Source organism: Pseudoduganella sp. S-14 (assembly GCF_049913285.1).
GTDB lineage: Bacteria > Pseudomonadota > Gammaproteobacteria > Burkholderiales > Burkholderiaceae_D > Rugamonas.
Genome location: NZ_CP183991.1, coordinates 6,252,588 through 6,277,215, shown reverse-complemented (window position 1 = coordinate 6,277,215; position 24,628 = coordinate 6,252,588). Strand labels below are relative to the sequence as shown.

The 24,628-nt window shown below is 64.3% G+C and carries 23 protein-coding genes; 18 read left to right on the top strand and 5 right to left on the bottom strand.

Translation table 11 applies throughout. The features are described 5' to 3' along the window. The first annotated feature begins 23 nt into the window (after positions 1-23). Genes ACN9MZ_RS28980 through ACN9MZ_RS28925 form a run of 12 tightly spaced genes read left to right on the top strand, consistent with a single transcriptional unit; the run spans position 24 to position 11,412 of the window. Entirely contained in the window at positions 24-1,256 is a 1,233-nt protein-coding gene (locus ACN9MZ_RS28980) for a type II secretion system F family protein (protein ID WP_426340223.1), read from the top strand. Further along, complete coding sequence (locus ACN9MZ_RS28975; RefSeq protein ID WP_426340222.1) at positions 1,253-2,932, top strand: GspE/PulE family protein; 1,680 nt, start codon at positions 1,253-1,255, stop codon at positions 2,930-2,932. The genes ACN9MZ_RS28980 and ACN9MZ_RS28975 overlap by 4 nt, the downstream gene beginning before the upstream one ends. After that, positions 2,919-4,247, top strand: a complete 1,329-nt coding sequence (locus tag ACN9MZ_RS28970; protein ID WP_426340221.1) for a hypothetical protein — start codon at positions 2,919-2,921, stop codon at positions 4,245-4,247. The genes ACN9MZ_RS28975 and ACN9MZ_RS28970 overlap by 14 nt, the downstream gene beginning before the upstream one ends. Positions 4,248-4,249: 2 nt before the next feature. After that, the gene (locus ACN9MZ_RS28965) at positions 4,250-4,831 is read left to right on the top strand and encodes a hypothetical protein (protein ID WP_426340220.1); all 582 of its coding nucleotides are present in this window, start codon (positions 4,250-4,252) and stop codon (positions 4,829-4,831) included. Next, positions 4,828-5,358, top strand: a complete 531-nt coding sequence (locus tag ACN9MZ_RS28960) for a hypothetical protein (protein WP_426340219.1) — start codon at positions 4,828-4,830, stop codon at positions 5,356-5,358. Before ACN9MZ_RS28965 ends, ACN9MZ_RS28960 begins: the two co-directional genes overlap by 4 nt. Before the next feature lie 21 nt (positions 5,359-5,379). Then, positions 5,380-7,692 (top strand): secretin N-terminal domain-containing protein, encoded by a 2,313-nt coding sequence (locus tag ACN9MZ_RS28955; protein ID WP_426340218.1) that lies wholly within the window; start codon positions 5,380-5,382, stop codon positions 7,690-7,692. Positions 7,693-7,700: 8 nt separating this feature from the next. Continuing rightward, complete coding sequence (locus tag ACN9MZ_RS28950) at positions 7,701-8,162, top strand: type II secretion system protein (protein WP_426340217.1); 462 nt, start codon at positions 7,701-7,703, stop codon at positions 8,160-8,162. After that, on the top strand, positions 8,156-8,548 hold the full coding sequence (locus tag ACN9MZ_RS28945) for a type II secretion system protein (RefSeq protein ID WP_426340216.1): 393 nt from the start codon (positions 8,156-8,158) through the stop codon (positions 8,546-8,548). Before ACN9MZ_RS28950 ends, ACN9MZ_RS28945 begins: the two co-directional genes overlap by 7 nt. After that, the gene (locus ACN9MZ_RS28940; RefSeq protein WP_426165995.1) at positions 8,535-9,053 is read left to right on the top strand and encodes a type II secretion system protein; all 519 of its coding nucleotides are present in this window, start codon (positions 8,535-8,537) and stop codon (positions 9,051-9,053) included. The genes ACN9MZ_RS28945 and ACN9MZ_RS28940 overlap by 14 nt, the downstream gene beginning before the upstream one ends. Continuing rightward, positions 9,050-9,961: a rhodanese-like domain-containing protein gene (locus tag ACN9MZ_RS28935; RefSeq protein ID WP_426340215.1), complete on the top strand. Its 912-nt coding sequence runs from the start codon at positions 9,050-9,052 to the stop codon at positions 9,959-9,961. The genes ACN9MZ_RS28940 and ACN9MZ_RS28935 overlap by 4 nt, the downstream gene beginning before the upstream one ends. A gap of 6 nt (positions 9,962-9,967) precedes the next feature. Further along, positions 9,968-10,822 (top strand): transglutaminase-like domain-containing protein, encoded by an 855-nt coding sequence (locus ACN9MZ_RS28930; RefSeq protein ID WP_426340214.1) that lies wholly within the window; start codon positions 9,968-9,970, stop codon positions 10,820-10,822. A gap of 20 nt (positions 10,823-10,842) precedes the next feature. Next, on the top strand, positions 10,843-11,412 hold the full coding sequence (locus tag ACN9MZ_RS28925; protein ID WP_426340213.1) for a glutaredoxin family protein: 570 nt from the start codon (positions 10,843-10,845) through the stop codon (positions 11,410-11,412). Here the strand turns inward: ACN9MZ_RS28925 and ACN9MZ_RS28920 are convergent. From ACN9MZ_RS28920 to ACN9MZ_RS28905, 4 genes are all read right to left on the bottom strand, one after another. Beyond that, positions 11,409-12,116 carry a M23 family metallopeptidase gene (locus ACN9MZ_RS28920; protein WP_426340212.1) on the bottom strand — a complete coding sequence of 236 codons (708 nt, stop codon included), beginning with the start codon at positions 12,114-12,116 and terminating at the stop codon, positions 11,409-11,411. The two genes, ACN9MZ_RS28925 and ACN9MZ_RS28920, sit on opposite strands and share 4 nt — an antisense overlap. Positions 12,117-12,184: 68 nt before the next feature. Then, on the bottom strand, positions 12,185-14,245 hold the full coding sequence (locus ACN9MZ_RS28915) for a TonB-dependent receptor plug domain-containing protein (protein ID WP_426340211.1): 2,061 nt from the start codon (positions 14,243-14,245) through the stop codon (positions 12,185-12,187). Between the two features lie 71 nt (positions 14,246-14,316). Next, entirely contained in the window at positions 14,317-15,879 is a 1,563-nt protein-coding gene (locus ACN9MZ_RS28910) for a M23/M56 family metallopeptidase (protein WP_426340210.1), read from the bottom strand. Between the two features lie 3 nt (positions 15,880-15,882). After that, complete coding sequence (locus ACN9MZ_RS28905; RefSeq protein WP_426165976.1) at positions 15,883-16,257, bottom strand: BlaI/MecI/CopY family transcriptional regulator; 375 nt, start codon at positions 16,255-16,257, stop codon at positions 15,883-15,885. 97 nt (positions 16,258-16,354) lie between these two features. Between ACN9MZ_RS28905 and ACN9MZ_RS28900 the strand changes: the two genes are divergently transcribed. Then, positions 16,355-16,840 carry a hypothetical protein gene (locus ACN9MZ_RS28900; protein ID WP_426340209.1) on the top strand — a complete coding sequence of 162 codons (486 nt, stop codon included), beginning with the start codon at positions 16,355-16,357 and terminating at the stop codon, positions 16,838-16,840. Positions 16,841-17,199: 359 nt separating this feature from the next. After that, on the top strand, positions 17,200-17,646 hold the full coding sequence (locus ACN9MZ_RS28895; protein WP_426340208.1) for a hypothetical protein: 447 nt from the start codon (positions 17,200-17,202) through the stop codon (positions 17,644-17,646). 319 nt (positions 17,647-17,965) lie between these two features. On the opposite strand, the gene recG is transcribed toward ACN9MZ_RS28895, so the two are convergent. Continuing rightward, the gene (gene recG / locus ACN9MZ_RS28890) at positions 17,966-20,044 is read right to left on the bottom strand and encodes an ATP-dependent DNA helicase RecG (RefSeq protein ID WP_426340207.1); all 2,079 of its coding nucleotides are present in this window, start codon (positions 20,042-20,044) and stop codon (positions 17,966-17,968) included. Positions 20,045-20,110: 66 nt separating this feature from the next. On the opposite strand from recG, the gene queA reads away from it, so the two are divergent. The 4 genes from queA (at position 20,111) to secD (ending at position 24,621) form a co-directional block, all read left to right on the top strand. Continuing rightward, on the top strand, positions 20,111-21,136 hold the full coding sequence (gene queA / locus ACN9MZ_RS28885; RefSeq protein ID WP_426340206.1) for a tRNA preQ1(34) S-adenosylmethionine ribosyltransferase-isomerase QueA: 1,026 nt from the start codon (positions 20,111-20,113) through the stop codon (positions 21,134-21,136). Positions 21,137-21,145: 9 nt separating this feature from the next. Next, the gene (gene tgt / locus ACN9MZ_RS28880; protein ID WP_057262553.1) at positions 21,146-22,285 is read left to right on the top strand and encodes a tRNA guanosine(34) transglycosylase Tgt; all 1,140 of its coding nucleotides are present in this window, start codon (positions 21,146-21,148) and stop codon (positions 22,283-22,285) included. A 101-nt stretch (positions 22,286-22,386) separates the two neighbouring features. Continuing rightward, the gene (yajC, locus tag ACN9MZ_RS28875; RefSeq protein ID WP_090445410.1) at positions 22,387-22,713 is read left to right on the top strand and encodes a preprotein translocase subunit YajC; all 327 of its coding nucleotides are present in this window, start codon (positions 22,387-22,389) and stop codon (positions 22,711-22,713) included. Between the two features lie 48 nt (positions 22,714-22,761). Continuing rightward, a complete protein-coding gene (gene secD, locus ACN9MZ_RS28870) occupies positions 22,762-24,621 on the top strand; it encodes a protein translocase subunit SecD (RefSeq protein WP_426340205.1) in 1,860 nt (619 codons plus the stop codon). The last annotated feature ends 7 nt before the right edge of the window (positions 24,622-24,628 follow it).

Sequence of the window (24,628 nt, the reverse complement as noted above, 5' to 3'; positions counted from 1 at the left end):
ATTTTGTAATTATATTTGGCAAGATGCAAGCAAGCAGTCGTCCTGGTGCCGGCGGTGTGCGCAGTTCCCGCCTGCTCCTGACGGTCCAGGGCGCGGATGGGCGGCGGCAGTCGCTGGAATTCACCGATCTCTCCGAAGCAGAGGCAGTGCGCCGCGCTGCGGGACGAGGCTTGCGCGTGCTGTCAATCGAAACGCCGCTGGCGGAGGTAGCCGGCGGCACCTCATCGCGCGCGCCGTTCCCGTTGGTGCGCTTCAGCCAGGAGCTTCTGGCCTTGCTGGAGGCCGGCATGAACCTGGCCGAGGCAGTGACCACGCTGCATGCCAAGGAACGCCATGAGGCCCATCGCGCCGTACTGGGCCAGCTGCTGGAGGCGCTGCGCGAAGGGCGCAACCTGTCCGACGTCCTGTCGGGCATGCCGCAACATTTTTCCGAAGTTTATGTAGCGACCGTCCGCGCCTCCGAGCGCACCGGCGACCTGCCGCAGGCGCTGACGCGTTACGTCGCCTACCAGGTGCAGTTCGAGACCCTGCGCAAGAAGCTGGTGTCGGCTGCGATCTACCCGGCCATGCTGCTGGGCGTGGGCGGCTTCGTTACCTTGTTCCTGCTTGGCTACGTGGTGCCGCGCTTCTCCGTGGTGTACGAATCCTCCGGGCGCGAGATCCCTTGGATGTCGGCCATGCTGCTGGCGTTCGGCAAGACGCTTTACCAGCATTGGCAGGGCGGCCTGACTGTGCTGGCGACTGTGATTGCCGCCGCGGTCTGGACGCTGGCGCGGCCACAGGGCCGTGGCTGGCTGCTGGAACAGGTGCTGCGCATGCCATGGCTGGCGGCGCGCGCCAATGAATTCCGATTGGCCCGCTTCTACCGCGCACTCAGCCTGTTGCTGGCGGCCGGCATCCCGCTGGCGCGTGCCATGGGCATGGTGCAAGGCTTGCTGGGGCCTGAACAACAGGCAAGGCTGGCGAGCAGCCGGCTGGCGGTCGAACAGGGGCAAAGCTTGTCGGTGGCCCTGGTGGCGGCCGGACTGGCCAGTGAGGTGGCCGAGTCGCTGGTCAAGGTCGGCGAGCGTTCCGGCCAGATGGGCGACATGCTGGAGCGTGCGGCGCGCTTTGCCGACGATGAATTTTCGCGCTGGGTCGATTGGGCATCGCGCCTGCTCGAGCCGGTATTGATGATGGTGATCGGGCTGGTGATCGGCTCGGTGGTGGTGTTGATGTACATGCCTATCTTTGACCTGGCGGGGAGTTTGCAGTGACGCGTGAAGCCCCGCCCCTGCAGCTCACCGCTGCGCATTTCGAACAGGCGCGCACATTGTGTGCCGCGCAGGATATGTCCTTGCCCGCTGCGCTGGCCCAGGTTTCGGGCTGGTCGGCACAGGTGGTGCTGGCTGCCCTGGCGCAGCAATTCGGCTATCGCGCGGTCTTCATGGCGGAGCTGCAGGCCATGGAGCCCGATTTCGAATTGGTTCCATACACCGAGTGCGTGCAGCGCGGCCTGGCCGTCGCCAGCGACGTCGGTGGCCAGCGCTGGCTGCTGCTGTCGGACCCATTCGACGGCGCGGCCGAGGAGTGGGCGCTGCGCCGTTGTGGCCAGGCTGCGCCAGCGCCGGCCCTGGTGCTGCCGGAAGAGCTGCAAGCCTTCTTCGTGCGGCAGGAGCAGCAGCTGCGTGCCATGGACGGCTTCGAGGCCGACCATGCCGGCGACGATGATGAAGAAGTCGCGGCCGTTATTACCCTGGCCAGCATCAACAGTGAATCGAGCGCCGTGGTCAAGCTGGTCAACTCCACGCTGTACGACGCCTTGAAGCTGCAGGCCAGCGATATCCACCTCGAGTGCGACGCCGGCTGCCTGCATGTGCTGTACCGCATCGACGGCGTGCTGGTGCCGATTACCCAGGTGCAGGGCCAGGACATGGCGGAGCAGATTGTTTCCCGCATCAAGGTCATGGCCGACCTGGATATCGCCGAGCGCCGCGTCCCGCAGGATGGACGTTTCAAGGTGCGCGTCAACGCGCGCGAGATCGACTTCCGTGTCTCGGTCATGCCGAACATCTTCGGCGAAGATGCGGTGCTGCGCTTGCTGGACCGCCAATCGCTGACCGAAGAGGCGCGTGCGCTGCGACTGGAACACCTGGGCCTTGCCCAGCCGGCCATCGCCGCAATCCGCCGGCTGGCAGCCAAGCCGCACGGCATGCTGCTGGTGACCGGACCTACCGGCTCGGGCAAGACCACCACGCTGTATGCGGCGATTACCGAAATCCACACCGGACGCGACAAGATCGTCACCATCGAAGACCCGGTGGAGTACCGCCTGCCCCGTGTGCTGCAGATTCCCGTCAACGAGAAGAAGGGCCTGTCGTTCGCACGCGGCCTGCGCTCGATCCTGCGTCACGATCCGGACAAGATCATGGTGGGTGAGATCCGCGACGATGAAACGGCGCAGATTGCCGTGCAAGCGGCGCTGACCGGCCACCTGGTGTTCACTACGGTGCACGCCAACAATGTGTTCGACGTGCTGGGACGTTTCCTGCACATGGGCGTGGATGGCTACAGTTTCGCGGCCGCCCTGAACGGCATTGTGGCGCAGCGCCTGCTGCGCGTGAATTGTCCGCATTGCGCCGAAGACGTGACGCCGGATGCCGCGCAACTGGCGGAAGCGGGCTTGACCCCGCAGGACGTGCAGGGCTGGCGTTTCCGCGCCGGCTGCGGTTGCGGCCAGTGCCGCGGCGCCGGCTACAAGGGGCGCAAGGCGGTGGCGGAAGTGATGCTGATCGACGATACGCTGCGCGAAATGATCGTGGCGCAGGCGCCGATTTCCGCACTGAAGGAGCAGGCGGCCAAGAGCGGGCTGATCTCGCTGCGCTCGGCGGCGCTGCAGGCCGTGCAGGACGGTGAAACCACGCTGGAGGAGGTGGGCCGTGTTACAGGTTAAGCCAAACACCCTGGTGCTGGCGGTCGGCGGGCAAGGCATCGACCTTGGCGTGACTGCTGCGAATGGCTGGCAGGCCGACAGCGTGCGCCATTTGCCGTTTGCTGCGATGGATGGCGTTGCGCTGAGCCACGCCGCGCTCCTGGCGCAAGCGTTGGAGTCCCTTGAGCCCGGCGCCGTGCCAGCAGCCATTCACGTTGTCCTGCCGGACAGCTGGTTGGGCTCGGCCGTCATGCCCTGGAATTCCGTCGTGGCAGTGCCTGCGCACGCGGCGCAACTGGCGCGCCAGCACCTGGTGCAGGCCGGGATCGAGGTCGGGGCGGCCGACACCGTAGTGCTGGACGACGCGCCGTTCGGAGCGCCCCGCATGGTGCTGTGCTATCCAGCCGAAGTCATGGAAGCGCTGCGCCAGTTCGCGGCTCGGACAGGCGCTCCCTTGCGCTCCGTGCAGGCTCGCTCGCTGGCGGCCTGGTCGCAACTGCCGCGCAAGCGCGGCACTGGACCCGCTGCCTTGGCCGTGCTCGAGGGGGCGGCGATGACGCTGGCGCATGGCGCACGCAACATCCTCGAGGTGACGACGCGTTCCGCCGGCCCTGCCGGCGCTGGGCAGGAACTGTCGGCCTTATGGCGCAGGTTGTGCCTGCGCGATCCGCAGCTGGCAACGCTGGAGCAGGTTTGCCTGTTCGACCTTGGCGGCACGATCGCGCCAGGTTCCCCATTTGAAGCGGCAGCCCTGCCAGGGATGGACGGCGTGCCGCCGGCGCTGGTGCTGGCGGCACGCTCGAAGCATGCGGGCAGCCTCGATGGCGTCGCTGCGCGGCCAGGGGACACCCGCCCGGCATGGCTGGTTGCCATGGTGTGCGTGGCCTTGGCTGGGGCATGGGGGCAGCAGGCATGGCAGGTCAGGCAGGCCGCGCAGCAGTTGGAATCAAAGCAGCAATTGGCGGCGCGCGCCGCGCAGCGCAGCGCACCAGCGCCAGTTGCGTGGAACCGTGATGAACTGGCGCGGATTCCGGCGGTCAATGCCGCCATCCGCCAACTGAACCAGCCAGTAGGCCCGGTGTTGCGCGCCCTGGTGCCGCCGCAGGAACTGCAAGTGGCTGTGCTCGGGGTCGACGTCGGCGGCGGACAGGCTGCAGGTGCTGGACGCCTGCGCATCCAGGCCGAAGCCCGGACCGGCGCCGACATGGCACGCTACGCTGCCTTTGTTGCGCAAGGCCAGCACTTCAAGGATGCCTATTTGAGCGAACACCAGGTGGCGCCGGAGGCTCCCGGACAACCGTACCGCTTCACCGTGGAGGCCGTATGGCGGGAATGAACATGCAGTATCAACTCGGGCAGGCCAGCGCCCGCCTGGTGTGGGAAGGGCGGCGCCTTGCGGCGCGCGGCCTGGCCATTGCCGGTTGGGCCGGCGTGGCTGCCATCGTGGGCGCAACCCTGGCTGCCGGGGCCTGGCATGGCCGGCAGCAAGTTGCGGCGCACCTGGCGCAGCTCCAGTCGCGGCAGCAGGATAAGCCGGCGGCGCCGCTGGTACAGGCGCCTGTGGACGATGCGCGCAGCCGCTTGCGCGCTTTCGACAGCGGCTTGAAACCGGTGCAGGAGGCGCCGCAAGTTGTCGAAGACCTGCTGGCGCTGGCCGCTGCAGAAGGATTGGTCCTGCAACGCGGCCAGTATCGCTTGCAGGATGACAGCGCGGGAGGCTTTACACGCTATCGCCTGAGCCTTCCCGTGGTGGGCACGGCACCGGCCGTGAACAATTTTGTCGCGGCAGCCTTGCGCCGCCATCGCATGCTGGCGCTGGAGTCGCTGCAATACAAACGCCAGCAGTCGGACTCGCTGCAACTGGAAACGCGCATGGAGTGGGTATTGCTGGTGCAGGCACCGCCGGGAGGTGCGCAATGAAGGCCACGCGGAAGCAAATGATGCTGGGCGGCGCCCTCGCGGCGACTTTGCTGGCGGCGTGGTTCGCACCGTCGGATGAAGAACCGGCCAATGCGGTATCGGCTCCGGCCGCCCGCACCGCGCGCAGCGAGCGCCCTGCCGTTGCGGCCCAGGGCGCCGAGCTTGACGTGCTGGCGCTGCGCCCGCGCGACGGTGAAGACGCGGAGCAGGACGAGCGTGCGCTGTTCGCGGCGCCATCATGGAATGCGCTGCCGGTTGCGGCGCAGCCCGGTCCGCCGGTTCCGGCCGCCGCCGCACCGCCGCCGCAGCCGTCCATGCCGCCGCCGCCTTTCAAAGTCTTTGGCCGTCACCAGGATGGGACGGTGGCGACTGTTTTCCTGTTCTACCAGGAGCAGAACCTGGCGGTGAAGGTGGGCGACACGGTGGCCGAGCACTACAAAGTGGAAAGCATCGGCCCGACAACCATGCAACTGCGCTACCTGCCGCTGAATCAATTGCAATCGCTGGACCTTGGCGGTTCGCTGTAAACGATGAATACGAGAATGAAAATGCCATACCCCCACCTGGCGCGTCTGTGCGTTGCCTTCCTCGCCGCCGTGCTGTTGGCCGGCTGCGGCGCCATGCAGGCCTACCGCGATGGCAATGCCTTGCTGGCTGAAGGCAAGCATGCCCAGGGCCTGGCCCGGCTGGAGGAAGCGGTCAAACTGTCGCCGAAAAATGCGGAATACAGGATTGGACTGGCGAGCCAGCGTTCGGCGGCAACCCATGGCTTGCTGGCGGCGGGCGAAACCGCTCGCCGCGAAGGGCGCCTGAGCGAAGCGGAAAAGGCATACCGTGAATTGCAGACTTTCGATCCCGAGAACGCCATGGCGCGCCAGGGCATGGAAAGCGTGGTCATGGCGCGTCGGCACAAGCTGGTGCTGGCTGAAGTGGATGCCCTGGTGCGCAAGGGCGGCAGCACCGACATGACGGCCGCGCTGGACAAGCTGCGCCCGGTCCTGGCTGAAAATCCGCTGCAGCGCGAAGCCTTGCAGCTCAAGACCCGCATCGACGAAACACGCGCCAAGGAGCGCCAGGGCGAGGGCAAGCTGGGTCCGGCCTTCCGCAAGCCGATCTCGCTCGAATTCCGCGAGGCGCCGCTCAAGTCCGTGCTGGAAGTGGTGGCCAAGGTGTCGGGCCTGAACTTCTTCTATGACAAGGATATCCGGCCCGACCTCAAGGTAACAGTGTTTGCCAAGCAGACCACTACCGAGGACGCGCTGCGCGTGTTGCTGGTCACCAACCAGCTGGAACAGAAAGTACTGAACCAGAATACGGTGCTGATCTATCCGAGCACGCAGCAAAAGCAGAAGGACTACCAGACCCTGGCCGTGCGCAGCTTCTTCCTGACCAATGCCGACGCCAAGACCATGGCGAACTCGATCAAGACCATCCTCAAGACGCGCGACCTGGTGGTGGACGAGCGCCTGGGCGTGATCGTCATGCGCGATACGCCGGAAGCGATCCAGATGGCGGAGAAGCTGGTGGCGCTGCATGACCTTGCCGACCCGGAAGTCGTTCTGGATGTGGAGATCATGGAAGTGAAGCGATCGCGTCTGATGGAACTCGGCATCCAGTGGCCGGGCCAGCTAAGCCTGGCGCCGCTCCAGTCCGCCACCAATCCGTTGACCTTGTCGAAGTTGCGTAGCTTGAACAGCGACTCCATCGGCGCCACCATTGGCGGCGTCACTGTCAACGCCCGCGCGGAGGATCAGAACGGCAACATCCTCGCCAATCCGCGCATCCGTGTGCGCAACAAGGAAAAGGCCAAGATCCAGATCGGCGACCGCGTGCCGGTGATTACCACCACCTCTCTGGCGACGGGCTTCGTCACGGAGTCGGTCAGCTACGTCGACGTCGGATTGAAACTTGAAGCGGAACCGTTGATCTACCTGGATGACGAAGTGGGCATCAAGGTCAACCTGGAAGTATCCAACCTGGTACGCGAGATCATCAGCAAGACCGGCACGCTGACTTACCAAATCGGCACGCGCGGCGCCAACACGGTGCTGCGCCTGAAGGACGGCGAAACCCAGGTACTGGCTGGCCTGATCAGCGACGAAGACCGTTCCAGCGGCAACAAGGTGCCGTTGCTGGGCCAGTTACCGATCGCAGGCCGCCTGTTCGGCACCCAGAAGGATGACACCCAGCGTAGTGAAATCCTGTTGTCGATCACGCCGCACGTGGTGCGGGCGATCCGCCGTCCGGACATGCTGTCGGCCGAATTCGATTCCGGCACGGAGACGAACGTCGGAGCGCCGTCACTGTCCCTGTCCGAGGTGGAGCCGGCACCTGCGGCGGACGGCAAGGCGCTGGCGGCCGAAGGATCTGCCGGCGCAGTACCGGCTGCCTCGCCTGCCGCGGCGACGCCTGGCGCGCAGCCGGCGGCCAGCGGCCCGGTAGGGCTGAACTTCAACTGGCAAGGGCCGCCGCAGGTCAAGGTGGGCGAGCAGTTCACCGTGGTGCTGCGCACTTCCAGCCAGCACGCATTGCGCGGCATGCCGCTGCTGCTCGGCTTCGATCCGAAAGTATTGCAGGTGGCTGGGGTACAGGAAGGCGACTTCTTCCGCCAGGACAAGGGCCAGACCAGTTTCAACCAGCGCCTCGACGCTGCGCAAGGCAAGATCTTCGCGGCCACGGTGCGCCAGTCGCAAGGCGGCAAGGACGCCGGCGTGAACGGCATGGGAACCTTGGTTGCGGTGACCTTCATGGCGCTGCGCGCTGGCGACAGCCGCGTCCAGCTCTTGTCGGCCAGCCCGGAACCGGCGCCCGCAAGCCTGGCGCCGCTGCCGGTCGAGCACGTGCTGCGCATCGTACAATGAGGCATGCCATGCGCAGGCAGGGCGGCTTTAGCTTCGTCGAATTGCTCATGACCCTGGCGATCATGGCGGTGCTGGTGCTGGTGGCGGTGCCGATGGCCCAGGTCGCGACACAGCGCAACCGTGAGCGCGAGTTGCGCGCGGCTCTGACGCAAATCCGCGACGCGCTGGACGCCTACAAGCGCGCTGCCGACCAGGGCAGGATCCTCGTGCGCCTGGGCGAATCGGGCTATCCCAAGACGTTGGAACAATTGGTGGAAGGCGTGGATGACCAGCGCAGCCTGGGACGACGCAAGCTCTATTTCCTGCGCCGGCTGCCTGGCGATCCAATGCAGGACGGCCTGGCAAACGGCTGGGGACTGCGCAGCTATGCATCGCCACCCGACGACCCGCGTGCGGGCGAAGACGTATTCGATGTCTATTCGCGCTCCGAAAAGGTCGGCATGAATGGAGTGCGATACAAGCAATGGTGAATACTTCGCATACTGCCCGCCAGGGCGCCTTCACCCTGGTCGAGTTGCTGACAGTACTGGCCATCATTGCCGTGCTGCTGACGGTAGCTTTGCCGCGCTATCTCGGCTCCGTTGACCGCTCGCGCGAGGTCGCGCTCAAGGAAAACCTGAAAGTCTTGCGTGCCTCGCTGGACAAGCACCATGCGGACTATGGCCGCTATCCTGATTCGCTGGAGCAGCTGGTTGAGCGCCGATACCTGCGCGCAGTGCCGGTCGACCCTGTGACCGATTCGGCGATGACCTGGGTCACACTGCCGGCGCGTGATCCCGGCGAACAGGGCATTGGCGACGTGCGCAGCGGCGCCGGGGGAGCGGCCAAGGATGGAACGCCGTATGAGAGTTTCTAAGGCGCGGCGCCAAAGCGGGTTCAGCTACCTGTGGGTGCTGTTGCTGGTGGCGCTGATGGGCATTGGCTTGACAGTCGCGGCCGAGATCGACGCTACCGCCGCGCAGCGCGACAGGGAACAGCAGTTGCTGGCCATCGGCCGCCAGTTCCGCACGGCGATCGAGCGTTACCACGAGGCGAGCAACGTGAAGGAGTACCCCGCGTCGCTTGAGGACTTGCTGACCGATCCGCGTGTGCCGGGAGTGCGCCGCCATTTGCGCAAGGTCTTCGTCGACCCGATGACGGGCCGCGCCGAATGGGGGCTGCTCAAGGTGGCGGGGCGTATTGTCGGCGTGCACTCGCTGTCGGAACGGCGGCCGATCAAGCAAGCCAACTTCGAGGCGGATGACTTTGGCTTTGCGGGCCGTAGCAAATATTCCGAGTGGGTGTTCACCTATCCGGCTGACTTCAACGAGGCGGCGGTGCCAGGGCAGGCAGCAAAACCGCAGGTTCAGGAGAAAAAATGAAGATTGCACGTAACACGGGAAGCCTTCTGGCCGCAGCGCTGTTCCACTTTTCCTTCGACGCGCAGGCGCAAGTGCGCCCCGGCAGCGAGATGCCGGACGCGTTGAAGGGCATTCCACCAGCCGTCTGCCGCGGGAACCAGGAAGCACCGACAGGGGCTGCAGGGCAAGCCGGGGCGGCCCAGGCAAAGCAGCCGGACTTCACTTGTGCGCTTGCACCAGCCGCGGCAGCGAACTACCTGCGGCAGCCTGGCCTGGTGCTGGCCGACTTGCGGGCGTCCTCGGAATTTGAACGTTTCCATGCGCAGGATGCGATCGGGGTCACGGCTTCCCAGTTGCGCACCCAGAACCACTGGCGCGACAAGCCGGTCCTTCTGATTGGCTCAGGCAAGGCGGAGGGCGATGACTTCCGAACCTGCGCGGTTTTGCGTGCCAATGGCTACAGCCAGGTGCGCGTCCTGCGGGGCGGCATGCCGGCCTGGATGGATGCCGGCCTGCCCGTTGACGGCTCAGCCCCATCGTCTGCCTCGCTGGCACGGCTAAGTGCCGAGGAGTTCTGGGCCGAAGGGCAGGACCTGGATAATGTCGTGCTGCTGGCAGTGCCGCCGGAACGCTTCAAGCGCGAATTGTCGTTTGCGGTGCCGATTGCCAAGGCGACGCCGGAAGCAATCCGCGCCGTGCTCGAGCGGCGCAAGAAGGAAACCAGGGGCAGCCCGCTGAACGTGGTGGTACTGGCGATGCCGCCGGCCACCACGGACGGCGAGATCCAGGCTCTGCGACAGGCGCTTGCGCCGATACCGCTGTTGGCTTATACGGGAGGACAGGACGAATTTGCGCTGCGCTTGCGCGAGCAGCGAGCGGTCTGGCAGGCGCATGCCCGTGGGCCGCGCAAGCCTCCATGCAACGGTTGAGGCGCCATGCACAGGCGCCAATTTGTACTCTCGACCGGAGCGCTGGTGCTGCTGGCGCTGCCCGCTGGGCCGGCCATTGCAGCCAGTGCGACGCGCCGCCTGCGCTTTAGCCTTGCGCTGAGCAACCCTGGCGGCGAGGCGCTTGGGACGCAGCAGTTCCTCTGCTACCTGCCGGCGAACCTGGAGCGGGGCCAGAAGCTGCGCAGTGTCGAACTGGCTGCGCAGCATACGTTGCAGACCGACCGGCTGGGGCATAATTGGCTGGAACTTAAGCTGGACTCGTTTCCGCCATATGGCCGCAAGCAACTGGGCCTGACCGTGACGGTCGACATGGCGGATGGTTCGATGCCCTCGCCGGCAGGCCAGCCAGGCGAATGGCTGCGGACAGAGCGATATATCGAAACCGGCCACCCGGCTATCCAGGTGCTTGCACAGCAGTTGAAAGCAGCGACGGCGCTGGCGACTGCCCGCGAGATTTTCGAGTGGGTGCGCGACAATTTGAATTATGCTGGCTATTTGTCGGACGATTACGGGGCATTGTACGCGCTAGAACACCGGCGCGGCGATTGCACCGAATATGCGCAATTAGTGGCCGCATTGGCCCGGGCGAGCGGGATTCCATCGCGCGTACTGGGCGGATATGTGGCGCCGCGGGATATGGCGCCGGTGCCCGGCGACTATCATAACTGGGCCGAACTTTATATCGACGGCGCCTGGCGGGTAGTCGACGCGCAAAAGCAGGCCTGGCTGGAGCCGGCTGGCGATTACGTCGGTTTCAGGATTTGCAGCGACACGCCCGTCAATGCACTGGGGCTAGCGCACCGGTTTGCGGTACGCGGCAGCCTGAGGGCCGAACTCTAGTTACTTTATTCGGAGCCTGTATGTCCAAGACCATTATTTGCCCGAAGTGCAGCCAGGTGCGGCCACCGGATGCCACCAATCCCGAGTGGCAATGTCCTTCATGCGGCGTTGTCTATGCCAAGGCCAATGAACCTTCTGCCTCCGCGGCAGCGCGTTATACTCCTGCGCCTGTGCAAGTGAAGCAAGCTTGGAATTGGGGGCCACTGTTCAAGATCATTCTATTCGTCGCGGCTGGATGGGGCGTTACCAAGTACCTTTCGCAAATGCGCGGCCCGGATGCTGAGGGCAACACGGCCATGGAGACTGTTGACGAACGCTTGCAGGCCGCAGCTGCGGGAGCAAAACGGGCCGACATCGTGCTGTATTCCGCGCCTTGGTGCGGCTACTGCAAGGCTGCAAAAGAGACCTTCGCCGCCAACGACATCCCTTTTACCGAGTGCGACGTTGAAGGCGACCTTCATTGCAAGGACCGGTTCGATCGCTTGCACGGAACCGGCTTCCCCCTGTTCGTCGTGCGCGGCAAGCGCCTGCATGAGGGCTTGGACTATAACGAATTGATTGCCGCCCTGAACGAGGCAAAATCCCGTTAAGCCTGCTTGCGGGACTTGCCGGTTTTCTGGGCCACCTGGGTTTTCTTCTTTGAAGACCTGTCGCCGGCGTCGCGCGCGGCTTTGCCCTTCCTGCCCTTGCCGGCCTTGTGCGGCGCCGGCGGGACTTCTTCGACACCGGTGCGCTTGGCGTTCATGGCGGACGGCAGGGCGTTGTCTTCCAGGTTGGCCAGCATGAAGCGATTCGGGTCGATGCGGGTGCCGTCCTGGTACGCTTCCAGGTGCAGGTGCGGACCGGTGGCGTGGCCAGTGGCGCCGGACAGGCCGATCAATTCTCCGGCAGTCACGCTGTCGCCCACGCTCACATTGCGCTTGTTCAGGTGGGCGTACAGCGAGCGCAGCCCGCCTTCATGTTCGATCACCACCACGTTGCCGTATTTGCGGTCGCCCAGGTAGCCCATGCCGGATGCCACCACGGTGCCGTCGTTGGTGGCCATCACCGGCGTATTGTGCGGCACGGAGAAGTCGATGCCGCCGTGTGCGCGGCGTCCGCGGGCGGCGCCGAAGAAGCTGCTGACGCGGCCGCCTTCCAGTGGCAGGCGCCATTGCCGCAGGAGCGACTCTTTCGGCTCTTTCTCTTCCTGCGGCGGCGGGATGTCCAATGGCTCGGGCATCGCGGCGGCGGGCTGCACGAAGTTGGCGGCGGCCAGCATGGCCATCAGGAGGATGTTGGTGATCTTTGGCATAGCGGGCGAGTTTCGCATAACAACATGCTTTCTGGCAAATTCGTAAGTAACAGACAATAAGTCTTTCGTTAGTTGAGGTTTTGCTTATAGTTCAGCCGCAAGGTCGTGCCGCCGCGCGTGCTGATAGTGGTCTGGCGCCAGGCAAGGCCCTCGTAACGGTCGCTGCTGGCGCGGTCGGGATGCAGCACGTCGGTCAAGGCCAGGCGGAATTCCTGGCGCGGCGACAGCTTCCAGGTGGCGCGCAGGTCCAGCTTGCGCTGCCAGGGGGCGCTGGAAACGAAACTGGCTGAATCGCGGCTCGGGCCGCCGGCTTCATAGGAAAACTCGGCATCGAGCGTGAACGCGGCGTGCCGGTAGCTGAGGGCGGCGCTGCTGCTCAGCGGGGTTTGTGCCGCGAGCCGGTTGTCGGGACCGGGTACGCTGTCGAGGCGCGAGCGGTTGAAGGTGGCGTTGGCGCGCATGGATAACGAAGCCGTGAGCGGGCTGCGCAGCTCCAGTGTGAGGCCGTGCACGCGCGCGCCGCCATGGTTGGCCGGCATGCTGACCCAGCGTTCGCCGTCGCGGTACAGCGTGGGCAGGATCACGTTGTCGATATCGCGCGCGTAGATGCTGGCGCTGAGCAGGCTGTCCTTGGCGAAATAGTAGTCGATGCCGGCATCAAAGCCCCATGCCAGTTCGGGCCGCAAGGAAGGATTGCCCTGGGTGTCGGGATTGGTCGGGCTGTTGTTATTGTCCGAGGTGAAGCGGCGCGGGATCAGGTCGAGCATATTGGGCGCCTTGTAGCTGCGGCTGGCGCCGGCGCGCAACTGGCTGCCGCCGGGAAGCTTGCGCATCCATTCCAGCACAGGGCTGACGACGGTGCTGCGCTGGCGTACCGGCGCCGTATTGCGGTCGTGGGCGTCGGTGCGCATGGTTTCCCAGCGCAGGCCAGCAGACCACGAGTCGGCATCGCGCTTCCATTCATCCTGCGCGAAAGCTGCCAGGCGGCCGATGCGGCCATCGTAGCGGTCGTCGCGCAGGAAGTTGAGCGCTCCGGCATGGTTGTATTCATGCTCGATGCGTGTCTGCATGCGATCGAGAGCGGAGCCGTCCCAGCCTGCTACCAGTGCATGCCCGTTGCCGAGCGGGTGGGAATACTTGCCGCCGTAGTTGAAGCCGTGTTCACGGATGTCGCCGTCGACATGGCGCACGGTCGGGCCAGGGCCGGCCAGCGGCAAGCCGACGAAATCGAAATCGGTATCGCGCGGCGCGGTGTTGCCGCCTATCTTGAGCTCCCATTGCGCACCGCTGCCCAGGCTGCGTTGCCATGTCAGCTCGCTGCGCAGGAAATGGCCGCGCATGCGGAAGCGGCTTTGCACTGCTGCAAAGTCGCCCGGTGCGCCGAGCTGCACCGCCTCTTGCGAGTGGTAGCCGATGTCGCGGCGGTTCACGGTGGCGATGGTGTGCAGGGCGAGGCTGTCGCCACCGGCGCTGGTCCAGCCCAGGCGCGTACTGAGGTTGAGCGAGTCGCCAACGTTGTTCTCGTGTGAACGGATGGTGCGCAGCATGCCGGGTGCGCTGTCGGTGATGCTGCGCTCGGCAGGCGTGCTGCTGCGCGACAGTACGGCGCTGACGTTATGCGACCAGCCATCCGCCTTGCCGGTGGATTGCACGGCGAGGCGCGGCGACCATGCGCCGTGCAGGCTGTCCATCCCGAGCTGTATTTCCCGGTTGCCGCGGCTGACGGATTTGCGCAGCACGATGTTGATGGTGCCGGCGATGCCTTGCGTGCCCAGCACGGCGGACGCGGTGCGCAGGACTTCGACCCGTTCGATCACTTCCGGCGGCAGGCTGTCAAGCGAGAAACCATTGGGTGCGGGCTGGCCGTTCAGCAGGATTTGCGTATAGCCCTTGCCAAGGCCGCGCATGCGAATGCCGGCGCTGTCGCCGATGGTAATGCCGGGCAGGCGGCGCAAGGCGTCGGCCACGGTGCGGTCGCCATGCGCGGCCAGCTCCTCGCGGCTCAGGACGACGGTGCTGGCCGTGTCTTCCTTGCGCTGGTCGAGCTTTGCGCTTTTGATCTCGATGACCTGTTGTGCGGATGCGGCCTGGCTTGCCAGCGCGGCGGCAAGCATGAAAATCTTATACATCGCGTTTCCTTGGGACGAGCGCCGCCACTGCCGGGCAGCGCGCGGCATGTGGTCAGTGGCGGCGGGGTGGATTAGCTGGCGCGGCTTGCCTTCAGGCGTCGCAGCGCGGTCCTGGTGGCGTTGCCTTCGAGCTTGCCTAGCACGGCTTGCGGGTCGATGTTGTCGCCATCGAGGCTGACTTCCATGTGCAGGTGAGGACCGGTGGCTTTGCCGCTGGCGCCGGAAGTGCCGATTTGCTGGCCGGCGGCGACGCGTTCGCCCAGCCTGACCATGCGCTTGTCCATGTGGGCGTACAAGGACCGCAGGCCGTTCGCGTGTTCGATGACGATCAGTTCGCCCCACTTGTCCTCGCCCGCGTAGCGATTGGTCGAGGCGATGACCACGCCCTCGGCGGGCGCCACGATTCGGGTGCCGGTCGGGACTGCGAAATCCATGCCTCTGTGCAGCCGGCCCGTGGGAGCGTGCAGGATGCCGAAGAACGCGCTGACACGCATGCTTTCCATGGGGGCTTGCCAATGCGGCAGGCCGGCAGGCTGCGCAGCTGCGGCAGGCGCTGGCTGGGCTGCCGGGGCGGCATCGTGGAGGCGCCAGGCCAGCGCCGGCTGCAGCAAGACGCTGGCGGCCAGCACGGCAGGCAGGGCGGCGTAGCTCAGGGCGGAGTTGACGGCGCGCGGCATGGCGGGCACGCCGTCGCGGATCATGCGGATGCGGGCGGCGACGGCATCGACCGTGCGGCTACCGAAGGCCAGGGCAGTGCCATGGTCGGGCAAGGCTTGCGTGCGCATTTGCGTCACCAGGGCTGCGGCGTAGTGACGGCGCTGTGCGGGAGGAAGACCCTGCAGTACGTTGCGGTCGCAACCCAGTTCCTGCGCCCAGGCCAGCCGCTTGCCAAGCCGGGCCACCATCGGGTTGAACCACTGGATCGCTTGCAGCAGGAAGCTGGCGTGCATCCAAAGCGGGTCGCGGCGGGCGAGGTGGGTGAGTTCGTGTTCTATCACCAGGCGTTGTTGTGCCGGGTCGAAGTCGCGCAGGTGGCGCGGCAGCAGCAGGACTGGGCGCGCGAGGCCCGCCAGCATGGGGCCGATCGGGGCGTCGATTTCGCGCACTTCCGGCAGGTTGCGGTGCAGGGATTCAAAGCCTGCATGGGCGGCAAGGGCTGCACAGTCAAGACGCGTCGAGGCGGCCAACAGCGCGTCCAGGTGACGCTTGGCGCGCAGCCATTTTGCTGCTGTTGCTGCAAGTCCGGCGGTGTACAGGGCCAGCCAGGAATAGCCGAGCCAGAGCAGGGCGGGGGATGGCGCGATCAATGCGGCATCGCCGTCGTCGAAGCCGGCATCGTTGCCGGCTGCGCCCTGGTCGGTGGCCAGCACGCCGGCAGGGGCGTGGCCGGGACCGGGATTGGCGGCGGCGCGCACTCCGGGCAGCTCGATGGCGGGAACGATGCTCGGCCGGACGGCCGAGGGAAGCAGGCCGAGCGCCAGGGTGCCGGCGATGGCGGCGGCGGCCAGCAGCCACGGTGTCCGCCTCGCCTCAAGTCCGGGCCAGGCGCGCGCGGCGGCATGCAGCAACAGCCAGGCGCCGGCGCCAGTCAGCAGGCTAACGATGCTCGCCTGCAGGAATACCAGGGCGAACATTATTTACTCCTTGTCTTCCGGCCATTCGCTGAGCAGTTGCTCCAGCTCTTTCAACTCATGCTGGTTGACCAGCTTGGAGCCGGTAAACATGTTCACCGGCAGCGGCGCGTTCATTTCCATCACGCGATGGCTGAAATCGTGGGCAAATTCCGCCAGCGTTTCAACCTTTTCGGCCACTGGCGCGTATACGTTCATGCCATGGGCGGAATGCTGGCTGATCATGCCTTTCTCCAGCATGCGTTCAAGGGTCTTGCGGGTGGAAGAGAAGGACCAGGCCAGTTCTTCCTCCACGCGGTCATGGATTTCACGGGCGCTGAGCGGATGCTGTTTCCAAAGTGCCTTGAGCAGCGTTAATTCGGTAATGGATGGAATGGCCATGGGAGCTCCTTGTGACGTTTCACTGCATTGTGCGACATGTGTCGCACCAAGGCAAGGAGTTTATGCGACACATGTCACATAATGTATCATTGCGTATATGAAAAAAATTGCAATAATTGCCACGGTGCTTGCCGCCATGGTGGCCTGCAGCGGCAAGCGGCTCACCAAGGCCGAAGTGCTCACGGTGATGGAGAGTGTGGAAACCTCGGTCCAGCGCCACGACGCCGACCGGCTGATGACCAATTTCGCGCCGAATGCCATGATCATGGTCTCGATGCCCGGCCGGGGCGGCGGCCTTTCGCGCATGAGCGTGAACGAATACAAGGCCATGCTGGAAGAGCTTTGGAAGGTGCAGCTGCAATCGACGTATGAGGTCAGCAACCGTGAAGTGTCATTGGCCGCGAATGGCCACAGCGCCACGGCGCGCGACGTGGCAAAGGAGGTGGTGCTGCTGCCGGGAGAACGCATGGAGTCGCTCAGCAAGCAGAAAGCCGAGATCGCGCTGGTCGATGGCCTCCCCCGCATCATTTCGCTGACCGCGGAGGTGGAGTCGCTGGTCGCCACGCCGACAAGCAGGAATTGATTGGCAGCCTATGTTAACGAAGTTGTGTGCCCGAAGTGCCACCAGGTCCGAATGCGACATCCACAAGAGCGAGAAATGCTATCGGATGCTGAAGCTGCTCAATACCGAGGCCGTTCCAGCCTTCGTCGTCTACGACAAGAGCGTGGTAAGAGGATTCAACCAGAATGCTCTGTATGAGGCACTAACGAAAAAGAAGTAACGGGCGCTGCCCAGGCGAGGCTATGGATAGAACAATTATTTGCCCGAAGTGCGACCACCTGCGTCCAAAGGATGCGACTAGTCCCGAATGGCAATGCCCTGCTTGCGGGGTTTGCTATGCCAAGGCAGGGAGTCCAGCAGAGCCAGCATTAGACCCGCGCATGCGCGAGCGTATGCGGGCCGGCCCCGAATCCGTACCGGTCAAGCACAGCTGGAACCTTGGCTTGGTAGTTAAAGTCGCCATCGTTGTTGCGCTGGGATGGGGCTTGAATACAGTGCTCGAACATCGCAAAAAAAACGGCGAGGCGGAGAAGGTACAAGTCGTCGAGGCCGAGCAGGAGCCGGATTCTGGCGCAGCGGTCGCGAATGCGGTGCTGCAGGCATCGAGCGCCGACGTCAGCATGTTGAAGGATGTGGGCAGCAAACTGGAAAGGGCCTGCGCACGCAACAAGTACGGCCTGTCGGAATCGGAGTGCATCGACCGCATGCGCCAGCGCTCAGACCTCTGCGCGAACCGGACCGCTTCCAGGTTCCCCGGCCAGATTGGCAACACCGATCGCATGCAGCTTGTGGTGCAGGATTACGTTAGCTGCATCTTTGAGCGCTGAACCGGAAAGCCGGCGCGTGGCGCTAGCAAACCCATGAGCAGCAAGCCGGCAACAAGCATGGCGCAGGTTGAATGAGACGCTATGCCGGTATCGTGCCGGACCTCCGACCAATACCAGTCCGAGCCGCCATTGTCCGAATCTGCAATGTGGTTGGCACTGAGATCCACACTGTCGCCGAAAACGTGGGAGAATTTGCTGACGCCGCAAGTCGAAGGTGTCGAGGTGGTACAGCCGAGCAGCTCGCGGCCGTCATATCCGCTCCTTGCTTAACGGGAGCGGAAAATTTCACAGCAGCGCCCGCAATCTGGCGCCCGCTTTGTCAAACTTTCAGGAATTCTTCGCGGCCGCCCAGCCAGCGTTCCAGGTGGGCTTCCACCGTAGCCTTGTTGGCGGGCGTCGCCTCATGCAGCAGCGCGTGCGCCACGTCGCGCGCCTGGTCGACCAGCCAGCCGTCGGTCTCCAGGTCGGCGAAGCGCAGCATGGCCTGGCCGGATTGGCGCGCGCCCAGGAATTCGCCGGGGCCGCGGATTTCCAGGTCGCGGCGCGCGATCTCAAAGCCATCGGTGGTTTCGCGCATCGTCATCAGGCGCTGCTTGGCGATCGGGCCGAGCGGACTTTGGTATAGCAGCAGGCAGACCGACGCTGCCGAACCTCGGCCCACGCGGCCGCGCAGCTGGTGCAGTTGCGAGAGGCCGAAGCGTTCGGCGTGTTCGATCACCATCAAGGAGGAATTCGGTACGTCGACGCCGACTTCGATCACGGTCGTCGCGACCAGGACATGGATATCGCCGGCGACAAATGCGTCCATCACCTCCGCCTTTTCAGCTGGCTTCAAGCGGCCGTGCACCAGGCCGACGCGCAGGTCGGGCAGGGCGGCAGCGAGGGTCTCGTAGGTTTCGGTTGCCGTCTGGAGCTGCAGCGCTTCCGATTCTTCAATCAGCGGGCAGACCCAGTAAGCCTGGCGACCTTCCAGCGCGGCAGCATGGACGCGGGCGATCACTTCGTCGCGGCGGTTCTGGTCGACCACGGCAGTGACGATCGGTGTGCGGCCGGGGGGCAGCTCGTCGATTACCGATACTTCCAGGTCGGCGTAGTAGGTCATGGCCAGGGTGCGCGGGATCGGCGTGGCGGACATCATCAACTGGTGCGGCACATTGTCGCCATTGCCCTTGTTGCGCAAGGTCAGGCGCTGGCCAACGCCAAAGCGGTGCTGCTCGTCCACGATCACCAGGCCGAGCTTTGCAAACTGCACCGTATCCTGGATGATGGCGTGGGTGCCGATCACCAGCTGCGCCTCGCCCGATTCCACCAGCGCGTAAGCGGCCTCCTTCTCTTTCTTTTTCAGGCTGCCGGTCAGCCACGCGACCTTCACGCCCAGCGGTTCCAGCCAGGCCGCGATCTTGCGGAAATGCTGGTCGGCCAGGATCTCGGTCGGCGCCATCAGCGCTGCCTGGTAGCCGCTGTCGATTGCCTGCGCGGCCGACAGCGCGGCTACAATGGTCTTGCCGCTGCCTACGTCGCCTTGCAGCAGGCGCTGCATCGGGTAGGGCTGCTTGATGTCGGCGCGGATTTCCTTCAGCACGCGCTGCTGGGCTTTCGTCAGCTTGAACGGCAGCGAGGCTTCGAAGGCCGACGACAGCGAGCCGGCCTTGCCCAGTACCGCGGCGCCCTTGGCCCGGCGTGCGCGCTGCGCTCGCTTCAGGGAAAGCTGCTGTGCCAGCAGTTCGTCGAACTTCACGCGGGTCCAGGCCGGGTGGCTGCGATCGACCAGGGCATTCTCGTCGATCTCGGCCGGCGGGTAGTGCAAGGTGCGCACGGCCGCCTCGAGCGGGTGCAAGCGCATGGCCTTGATGATTTCCGGCGGCAGGGTGTCGGTCCAGTCCACGCGCTTCATTGCGTCTGCGATCGCGCGGCGCAGCACCAGTTGCGACAGGCCTTCGCCGGAAGGGTAGACCGGCGTCAGGGAAGTCGGCAGCGCCGCGCCTTCGTTCACGATTTTGTAGGCCGGGTGCACCATCTCGGCGCCGAAGAAGCCATGCCGCACTTCGCCGCGCGCCCGCACGCGGGTACCTTCGGCCAACTGCTTGACCTGGCTGCCGTAAAAGTTCATGAAGCGCAGCTGGATATCGCCCGTTTCGTCGGCGATATGCACCAGCAGCTGGCGGCGCGGCTTGTAAGCGATTTCGTTGGAGGTGACCACGCCCTCCACCTGCGACACTTCGCCGCCGCGCATGCAGGCCTCGCGGATCGTCAGGACTTCCGTCTCATCCTCATAGCGCATGGGGAGGTGCAGCACCAGGTCCATGTCCGTGCGCAGGCCAAGCTTGGCAAGCTTGCTCTCGGCGGTGGCGGCCGGTTTTTTTGGTGCTGCGGGCTTTTTTTGCTTCGGTTCCGGCATTTTTGCGTGAATTTTGGGCAGGTATCGTAAAATAGAGGGTTGCCCAACAGTTTTAGTAGTCCGTCAATGTACTCGCTATCCGACTTCGATTTTAACTTGCCGCCAGAGCGAATTGCGCAATTTCCTCTGCCGGACCGCAGCGCGTCGCGCCTCCTGCACGTGGACGGCAAGACTCTGCACGACCGCCAGTTCACCGACATCGTCGACCTGCTCCAGGCTGGCGACCTGCTGGTGATGAACAACACCCGCGTGCTCAAGGCCCGTTTCTTCGGCGTCAAGGACAGCGGCGGCAAGGTGGAGGCGCTGGTGGAGCGCGTGCTGGACACCCGCACCGTGCTGGCCCAGGTGCGTGCCTCGAAGTCGCCCGGCCCCGGCGTGAAGATCCGCCTGGCCGATGCCTTCGACGTGACGGTGGGCGAGCGCGCCGGCGAGTTCTATACCCTGCATTTCGAGGCAGATGTGTTCGACCTGATCGAGCAGTACGGTCGCCTGCCTCTGCCGCCCTATATCGAGCACGCGCCTGGCGAAGTGGACGAAACCCGCTACCAGACCGTGTTCAACAAGGTGCCGGGTGCCGTGGCGGCGCCAACCGCCGGCCTGCATTTCGATGAAGCGCTGCTCGACAAGCTGCGCGCCAAGGGCGTGAAGTTCGCCTACGTGACCCTGCACGTGGGCGCCGGCACCTTCCAGCCGGTACGCACCGAAAACCTGGCCGAGCACAAGATGCATACCGAGTGGTACACCATGCCGCAGGAAACCGTGGGCGCCGTGCGTGAAGCGCGCGCCGCCGGCCGCGACGTGGTGGCGGTGGGCACGACCTCGCTGCGCGCGCTGGAATCGGCCTCCCAGGGCGGCAGCCTGGAAGCGGGCAGCGGCGACACCAACCTGTTCATCACTCCGGGCTACAAATTCAAGACGGTGACGCGGCTGATCACCAACTTCCACCTGCCTAAATCGACCCTGCTGATGCTGGTCAGCGCTTTCGCAGGCTTTACCGAGATCCGCCATGCCTACCAGCACGCGATCGCGAACGAATACCGCTTCTTCAGCTATGGCGACGCTATGCTGCTGACGACGCACAACAGAGCATAAGGAATACCGATGCTGGAATTTAAACTCATCAAAAAAGACACCACCGGCAAGACCCACGCCCGCCGCGGCACGGTCAAGCTCAATCACGGCGAGGTGCAGACCCCGATCTTCATGCCGGTCGGTACCTACGGCTCCGTCAAGGCCATGTCGCCGTTGGAGCTGAAGGAAATCGGCGCCCAGATCATCCTCGGCAACACCTTCCACCTGTGGCTGCGCCCCGGTAACGACGTAATGTCCAAGTTCGGCGGCCTGCACGGCTTCATGGGCTGGGACAAGCCGATCCTGACCGACTCCGGCGGCTTCCAGGTGTTCTCCCTGGGCGAAATGCGCAAGATCACCGAGGAAGGCGTGACCTTCAATTCGCCGATCAACGGCGACAAGCTGTTCCTGTCGCCGGAAATCTCGATGCAGATCCAGCGCGTGCTGAATTCCGACATCGTGATGCAGTTCGACGAATGCACCCCGTACGAAATCGATGGCCGTCCGGCCACGCTGGAAGAAGCGGCGAAGTCGATGCGCATGTCGCTGCGTTGGGCCCAACGCTCGATGAATGAGTTCAAGGCTGGCGAGAACCCGAACGCACTGTTCGGCATCGTCCAGGGCGGCATGTACGAAAACCTGCGCGACGAATCGCTGGCAGGCCTCCAGGAAATCGACTTCCCGGGCCTGGCCATCGGCGGCTTGTCCGTCGGCGAGCCAAAAGAAGACATGATGCGCATCCTGCAGCACGTCGGCCCGCGCCTGCCGGAGAACAAGCCGCACTACCTGATGGGCGTCGGCACGCCGGAAGACCTGGTGAACGGCGTGGCCAACGGCGTCGACATGTTCGACTGCGTGATGCCGACCCGGAATGCCCGCAACGGCTGGATCTTCACCCGCTTTGGCGACGTCAAGATCAAGAATGCGCGTTATAAGGATGATAAGGAGCCGCTGGACCCGACCTGCTCCTGCTACACCTGCCGCAACTTCAGCCGCGCCTACCTGCACCACCTGCACCGCGCGCAGGAGATCCTGGGGGCACGCCTGAACACCATCCACAACCTGCATTACTACCTCGACATCATGCAGCAGATGCGCGATGCCCTGGACGCGGACCGCTTCCCGGACTGGGTCCAGCAATTCCACGCAGATCGCGCGCGTGGTATTTAAATCCTGACAAGTCGCCTATATATAGGTCGGCAGCAAGTGCGGTGCTAGAATACACCGCTTGATTTTTTAACTCGTTTTCAACTAGAACAACTGGAGTCACCGTGTTCATTTCCAACGCATACGCCCAAACCGCAGCCGACGCCGGCGCCATGGGCAGCCTGACCACCTTCGCACCACTGATCCTGATGTTTGTGGTGATGTACTTCCTGATGATTCGCCCGCAGCAAAAGCGCGCGAAAGAGCAGAAAGCCATGATGGAAGCCCTGGCCAAGGGCGACGAAGTGGTGACCATCGGCGGCATCATGGGCAAAGTGACCAAGGTGAACGACCAGAACGTGGCCATCGAAGTGTCCCAGGGCACCGAAGTCTGGGTGCAAAAGCACGCCATTTCCTCCCAGCTGCCGAAAGGCACCCTGAAGAGCCTGTGATAACCGGAGCGGGGGCGAACCGCCGCCCACGCCTGAACGCTGAAGACTATGAATCGTTATCCAATCTGGAAATACATCCTTATCGTCGTGGTGGTGCTGCTTGGCGCCCTGTACACGGCGCCTAACTACTTCGGCCAGACACCTGCACTGCAGATCACCAGCGCCAAGGCCACTGTCAAGGTCACGAATGCCCTGGCGACCCAGGTGGACTCGCTGCTGAAACAGGCTAACGTCAAGAATGACGGCGTAGCGCTGGACGGCTCCGGCATGCATACCTACGTGCGCGCCCGCTTTGCCGATACCGACGCCCAGTTCAAGGGCCGCCTGGCGCTTGAAAAAGGCCTGAACCCGGACCCGAACGACCCGACCTATGTCGTTACCGTCAACCTGGTATCGAATACGCCGGACTGGATGCGCGCCGTGGGCGCACTGCCAATGTACCTGGGCCTGGACCTGCGCGGCGGCGTGCACTTCCTGATGCAGGTTGACACCAAGGCTGCGGTAACCAAGCGTATCCAGGGTACCCAGGCTGCCATCAAGAACCAGCTGCGCGAGAAGAATGTGCGCCACGCCGGCATCGACCGCGTGAACGACACCATCATCGTCAAGTTCCGCGACGATGCACTGCGCCAGCAGGCCAAGGGCATCATCAAGGACCAGCAGCCGGATATGGACGTGGTCGACGCCACCGAAGGCGACGAACTGCGCCTGGTCGTGACGCTGAAGCCGGCGGCCCTGAAAGCCACCCTGGACAACGGCGTGCAGCAGAATATTGCCACCCTGGGCAAGCGCGTGAATGAACTCGGCGTGTCCGAGCCGGTGATCCAGCAGCAAGGCCCTGACCGCATCGTGGTGCAACTGCCAGGCGTGCAAGATGCTGCGCACGCGAAAGACATCATCGGCCGTACCGCCACCCTGGAAGTGCGCATGGTCGACGAAACCGTCACCCCTGGCACTGAGCTGAGCGCTGCGATTCCGTACAACTCGGAACTGTTCACCGTTGGCAAAGGCGTGCCTGTCGTGCTGTCCAAGGACGTGGTGCTGACCGGCGATTACATCTCCAGCGCAACCGCCACTTTCGACCAGAACCAGCAGCCTGCCGTCAGCATCGACCTGAACGGCGACGGTGGCCGCAAGATGCGCGATGCAACCCGCGATCGCGTCGGCAAGAAGATGGCCATCGTGCTGTTCGAAAAGAAGAAGGCCGAAGTGCTGTCCGTGGCGACCATCCAGAGCGAACTGGGTAGCCGCTTCCAGATCACCGGCATGGGCAGCGCGGAGAACTCCGCCGAACTGGCGCTGCTGCTGCGCGCCGGCGCCCTTTACGCGCCGATGGAAGTGATCGAGCAGCGTACCGTGGGTCCTGCACTGGGCGCTGAAAACATCGCCAAGGGCTTCCACTCCACGATGTACGGCTTTGCCGCCATCGCGGTCTTCATGATCATCTACTACATGATGTTCGGCGCCTTCAGCGTGCTGGCGCTGGCAGTGAACCTGCTGCTGCTGATCGCTGTGCTGTCCCGCCTGCAAGCCACGCTGACCCTGCCGGGCATCGCGGCTATCGCGCTGGCGCTGGGCATGGCAATTGACGCCAACGTGCTGATCAACGAGCGTATCCGCGAAGAGCTGCGCAATGGCGCCAACCCGCAGTCGGCGATTGCCGCCGGCTTCGAGCACGCCTGGCACACCATCCTTGACTCCAACGTGACCACCCTGATCGTGGGTATCGCGCTGCTGGTGTTCGGTTCCGGTGCGGTGCGCGGCTTCGCCGTGGTGCACAGCCTGGGCATCCTGACCTCGATGTTCTCCGCAGTCTTCGTTTCGCGCGGCGTGGTGAACCTGTGGTACGGCCGTAAGAAGAAACTGCAGTCGCTGTCGATCGGCACCGTCTGGAAACCTGCGAACTAAGGAATAG

Excerpts from the sequence above, each read along its gene's own strand:
- ACN9MZ_RS28980 (WP_426340223.1), top strand. The coding sequence starts at position 24 with ATGCAAGCAAGCAGTCGTCCTGGTGCCGGCGGTGTGCGCAGTTCCCGC.
- ACN9MZ_RS28965 (WP_426340220.1), top strand. The coding sequence starts at position 4,250 with ATGCAGTATCAACTCGGGCAGGCCAGCGCCCGCCTGGTGTGGGAAGGG.
- ACN9MZ_RS28960 (WP_426340219.1), top strand. The coding sequence starts at position 4,828 with ATGAAGGCCACGCGGAAGCAAATGATGCTGGGCGGCGCCCTCGCGGCG.
- ACN9MZ_RS28955 (WP_426340218.1), top strand. The coding sequence starts at position 5,380 with ATGCCATACCCCCACCTGGCGCGTCTGTGCGTTGCCTTCCTCGCCGCC.
- ACN9MZ_RS28950 (WP_426340217.1), top strand. The coding sequence starts at position 7,701 with ATGCGCAGGCAGGGCGGCTTTAGCTTCGTCGAATTGCTCATGACCCTG.
- ACN9MZ_RS28945 (WP_426340216.1), top strand. The coding sequence starts at position 8,156 with ATGGTGAATACTTCGCATACTGCCCGCCAGGGCGCCTTCACCCTGGTC.
- ACN9MZ_RS28940 (WP_426165995.1), top strand. The coding sequence starts at position 8,535 with ATGAGAGTTTCTAAGGCGCGGCGCCAAAGCGGGTTCAGCTACCTGTGG.
- ACN9MZ_RS28935 (WP_426340215.1), top strand. The coding sequence starts at position 9,050 with ATGAAGATTGCACGTAACACGGGAAGCCTTCTGGCCGCAGCGCTGTTC.
- ACN9MZ_RS28930 (WP_426340214.1), top strand. The coding sequence starts at position 9,968 with ATGCACAGGCGCCAATTTGTACTCTCGACCGGAGCGCTGGTGCTGCTG.
- ACN9MZ_RS28925 (WP_426340213.1), top strand. The coding sequence starts at position 10,843 with ATGTCCAAGACCATTATTTGCCCGAAGTGCAGCCAGGTGCGGCCACCG.
- ACN9MZ_RS28920 (WP_426340212.1), bottom strand. The coding sequence starts at position 12,116 with ATGCCAAAGATCACCAACATCCTCCTGATGGCCATGCTGGCCGCCGCC.
- ACN9MZ_RS28915 (WP_426340211.1), bottom strand. The coding sequence starts at position 14,245 with ATGTATAAGATTTTCATGCTTGCCGCCGCGCTGGCAAGCCAGGCCGCA.
- ACN9MZ_RS28910 (WP_426340210.1), bottom strand. The coding sequence starts at position 15,879 with ATGTTCGCCCTGGTATTCCTGCAGGCGAGCATCGTTAGCCTGCTGACT.
- ACN9MZ_RS28905 (WP_426165976.1), bottom strand. The coding sequence starts at position 16,257 with ATGGCCATTCCATCCATTACCGAATTAACGCTGCTCAAGGCACTTTGG.
- ACN9MZ_RS28900 (WP_426340209.1), top strand. The coding sequence starts at position 16,355 with ATGAAAAAAATTGCAATAATTGCCACGGTGCTTGCCGCCATGGTGGCC.
- ACN9MZ_RS28895 (WP_426340208.1), top strand. The coding sequence starts at position 17,200 with ATGCGCGAGCGTATGCGGGCCGGCCCCGAATCCGTACCGGTCAAGCAC.
- recG (WP_426340207.1), bottom strand. The coding sequence starts at position 20,044 with ATGCCGGAACCGAAGCAAAAAAAGCCCGCAGCACCAAAAAAACCGGCC.
- queA (WP_426340206.1), top strand. The coding sequence starts at position 20,111 with ATGTACTCGCTATCCGACTTCGATTTTAACTTGCCGCCAGAGCGAATT.
- tgt (WP_057262553.1), top strand. The coding sequence starts at position 21,146 with ATGCTGGAATTTAAACTCATCAAAAAAGACACCACCGGCAAGACCCAC.
- secD (WP_426340205.1), top strand. The coding sequence starts at position 22,762 with ATGAATCGTTATCCAATCTGGAAATACATCCTTATCGTCGTGGTGGTG.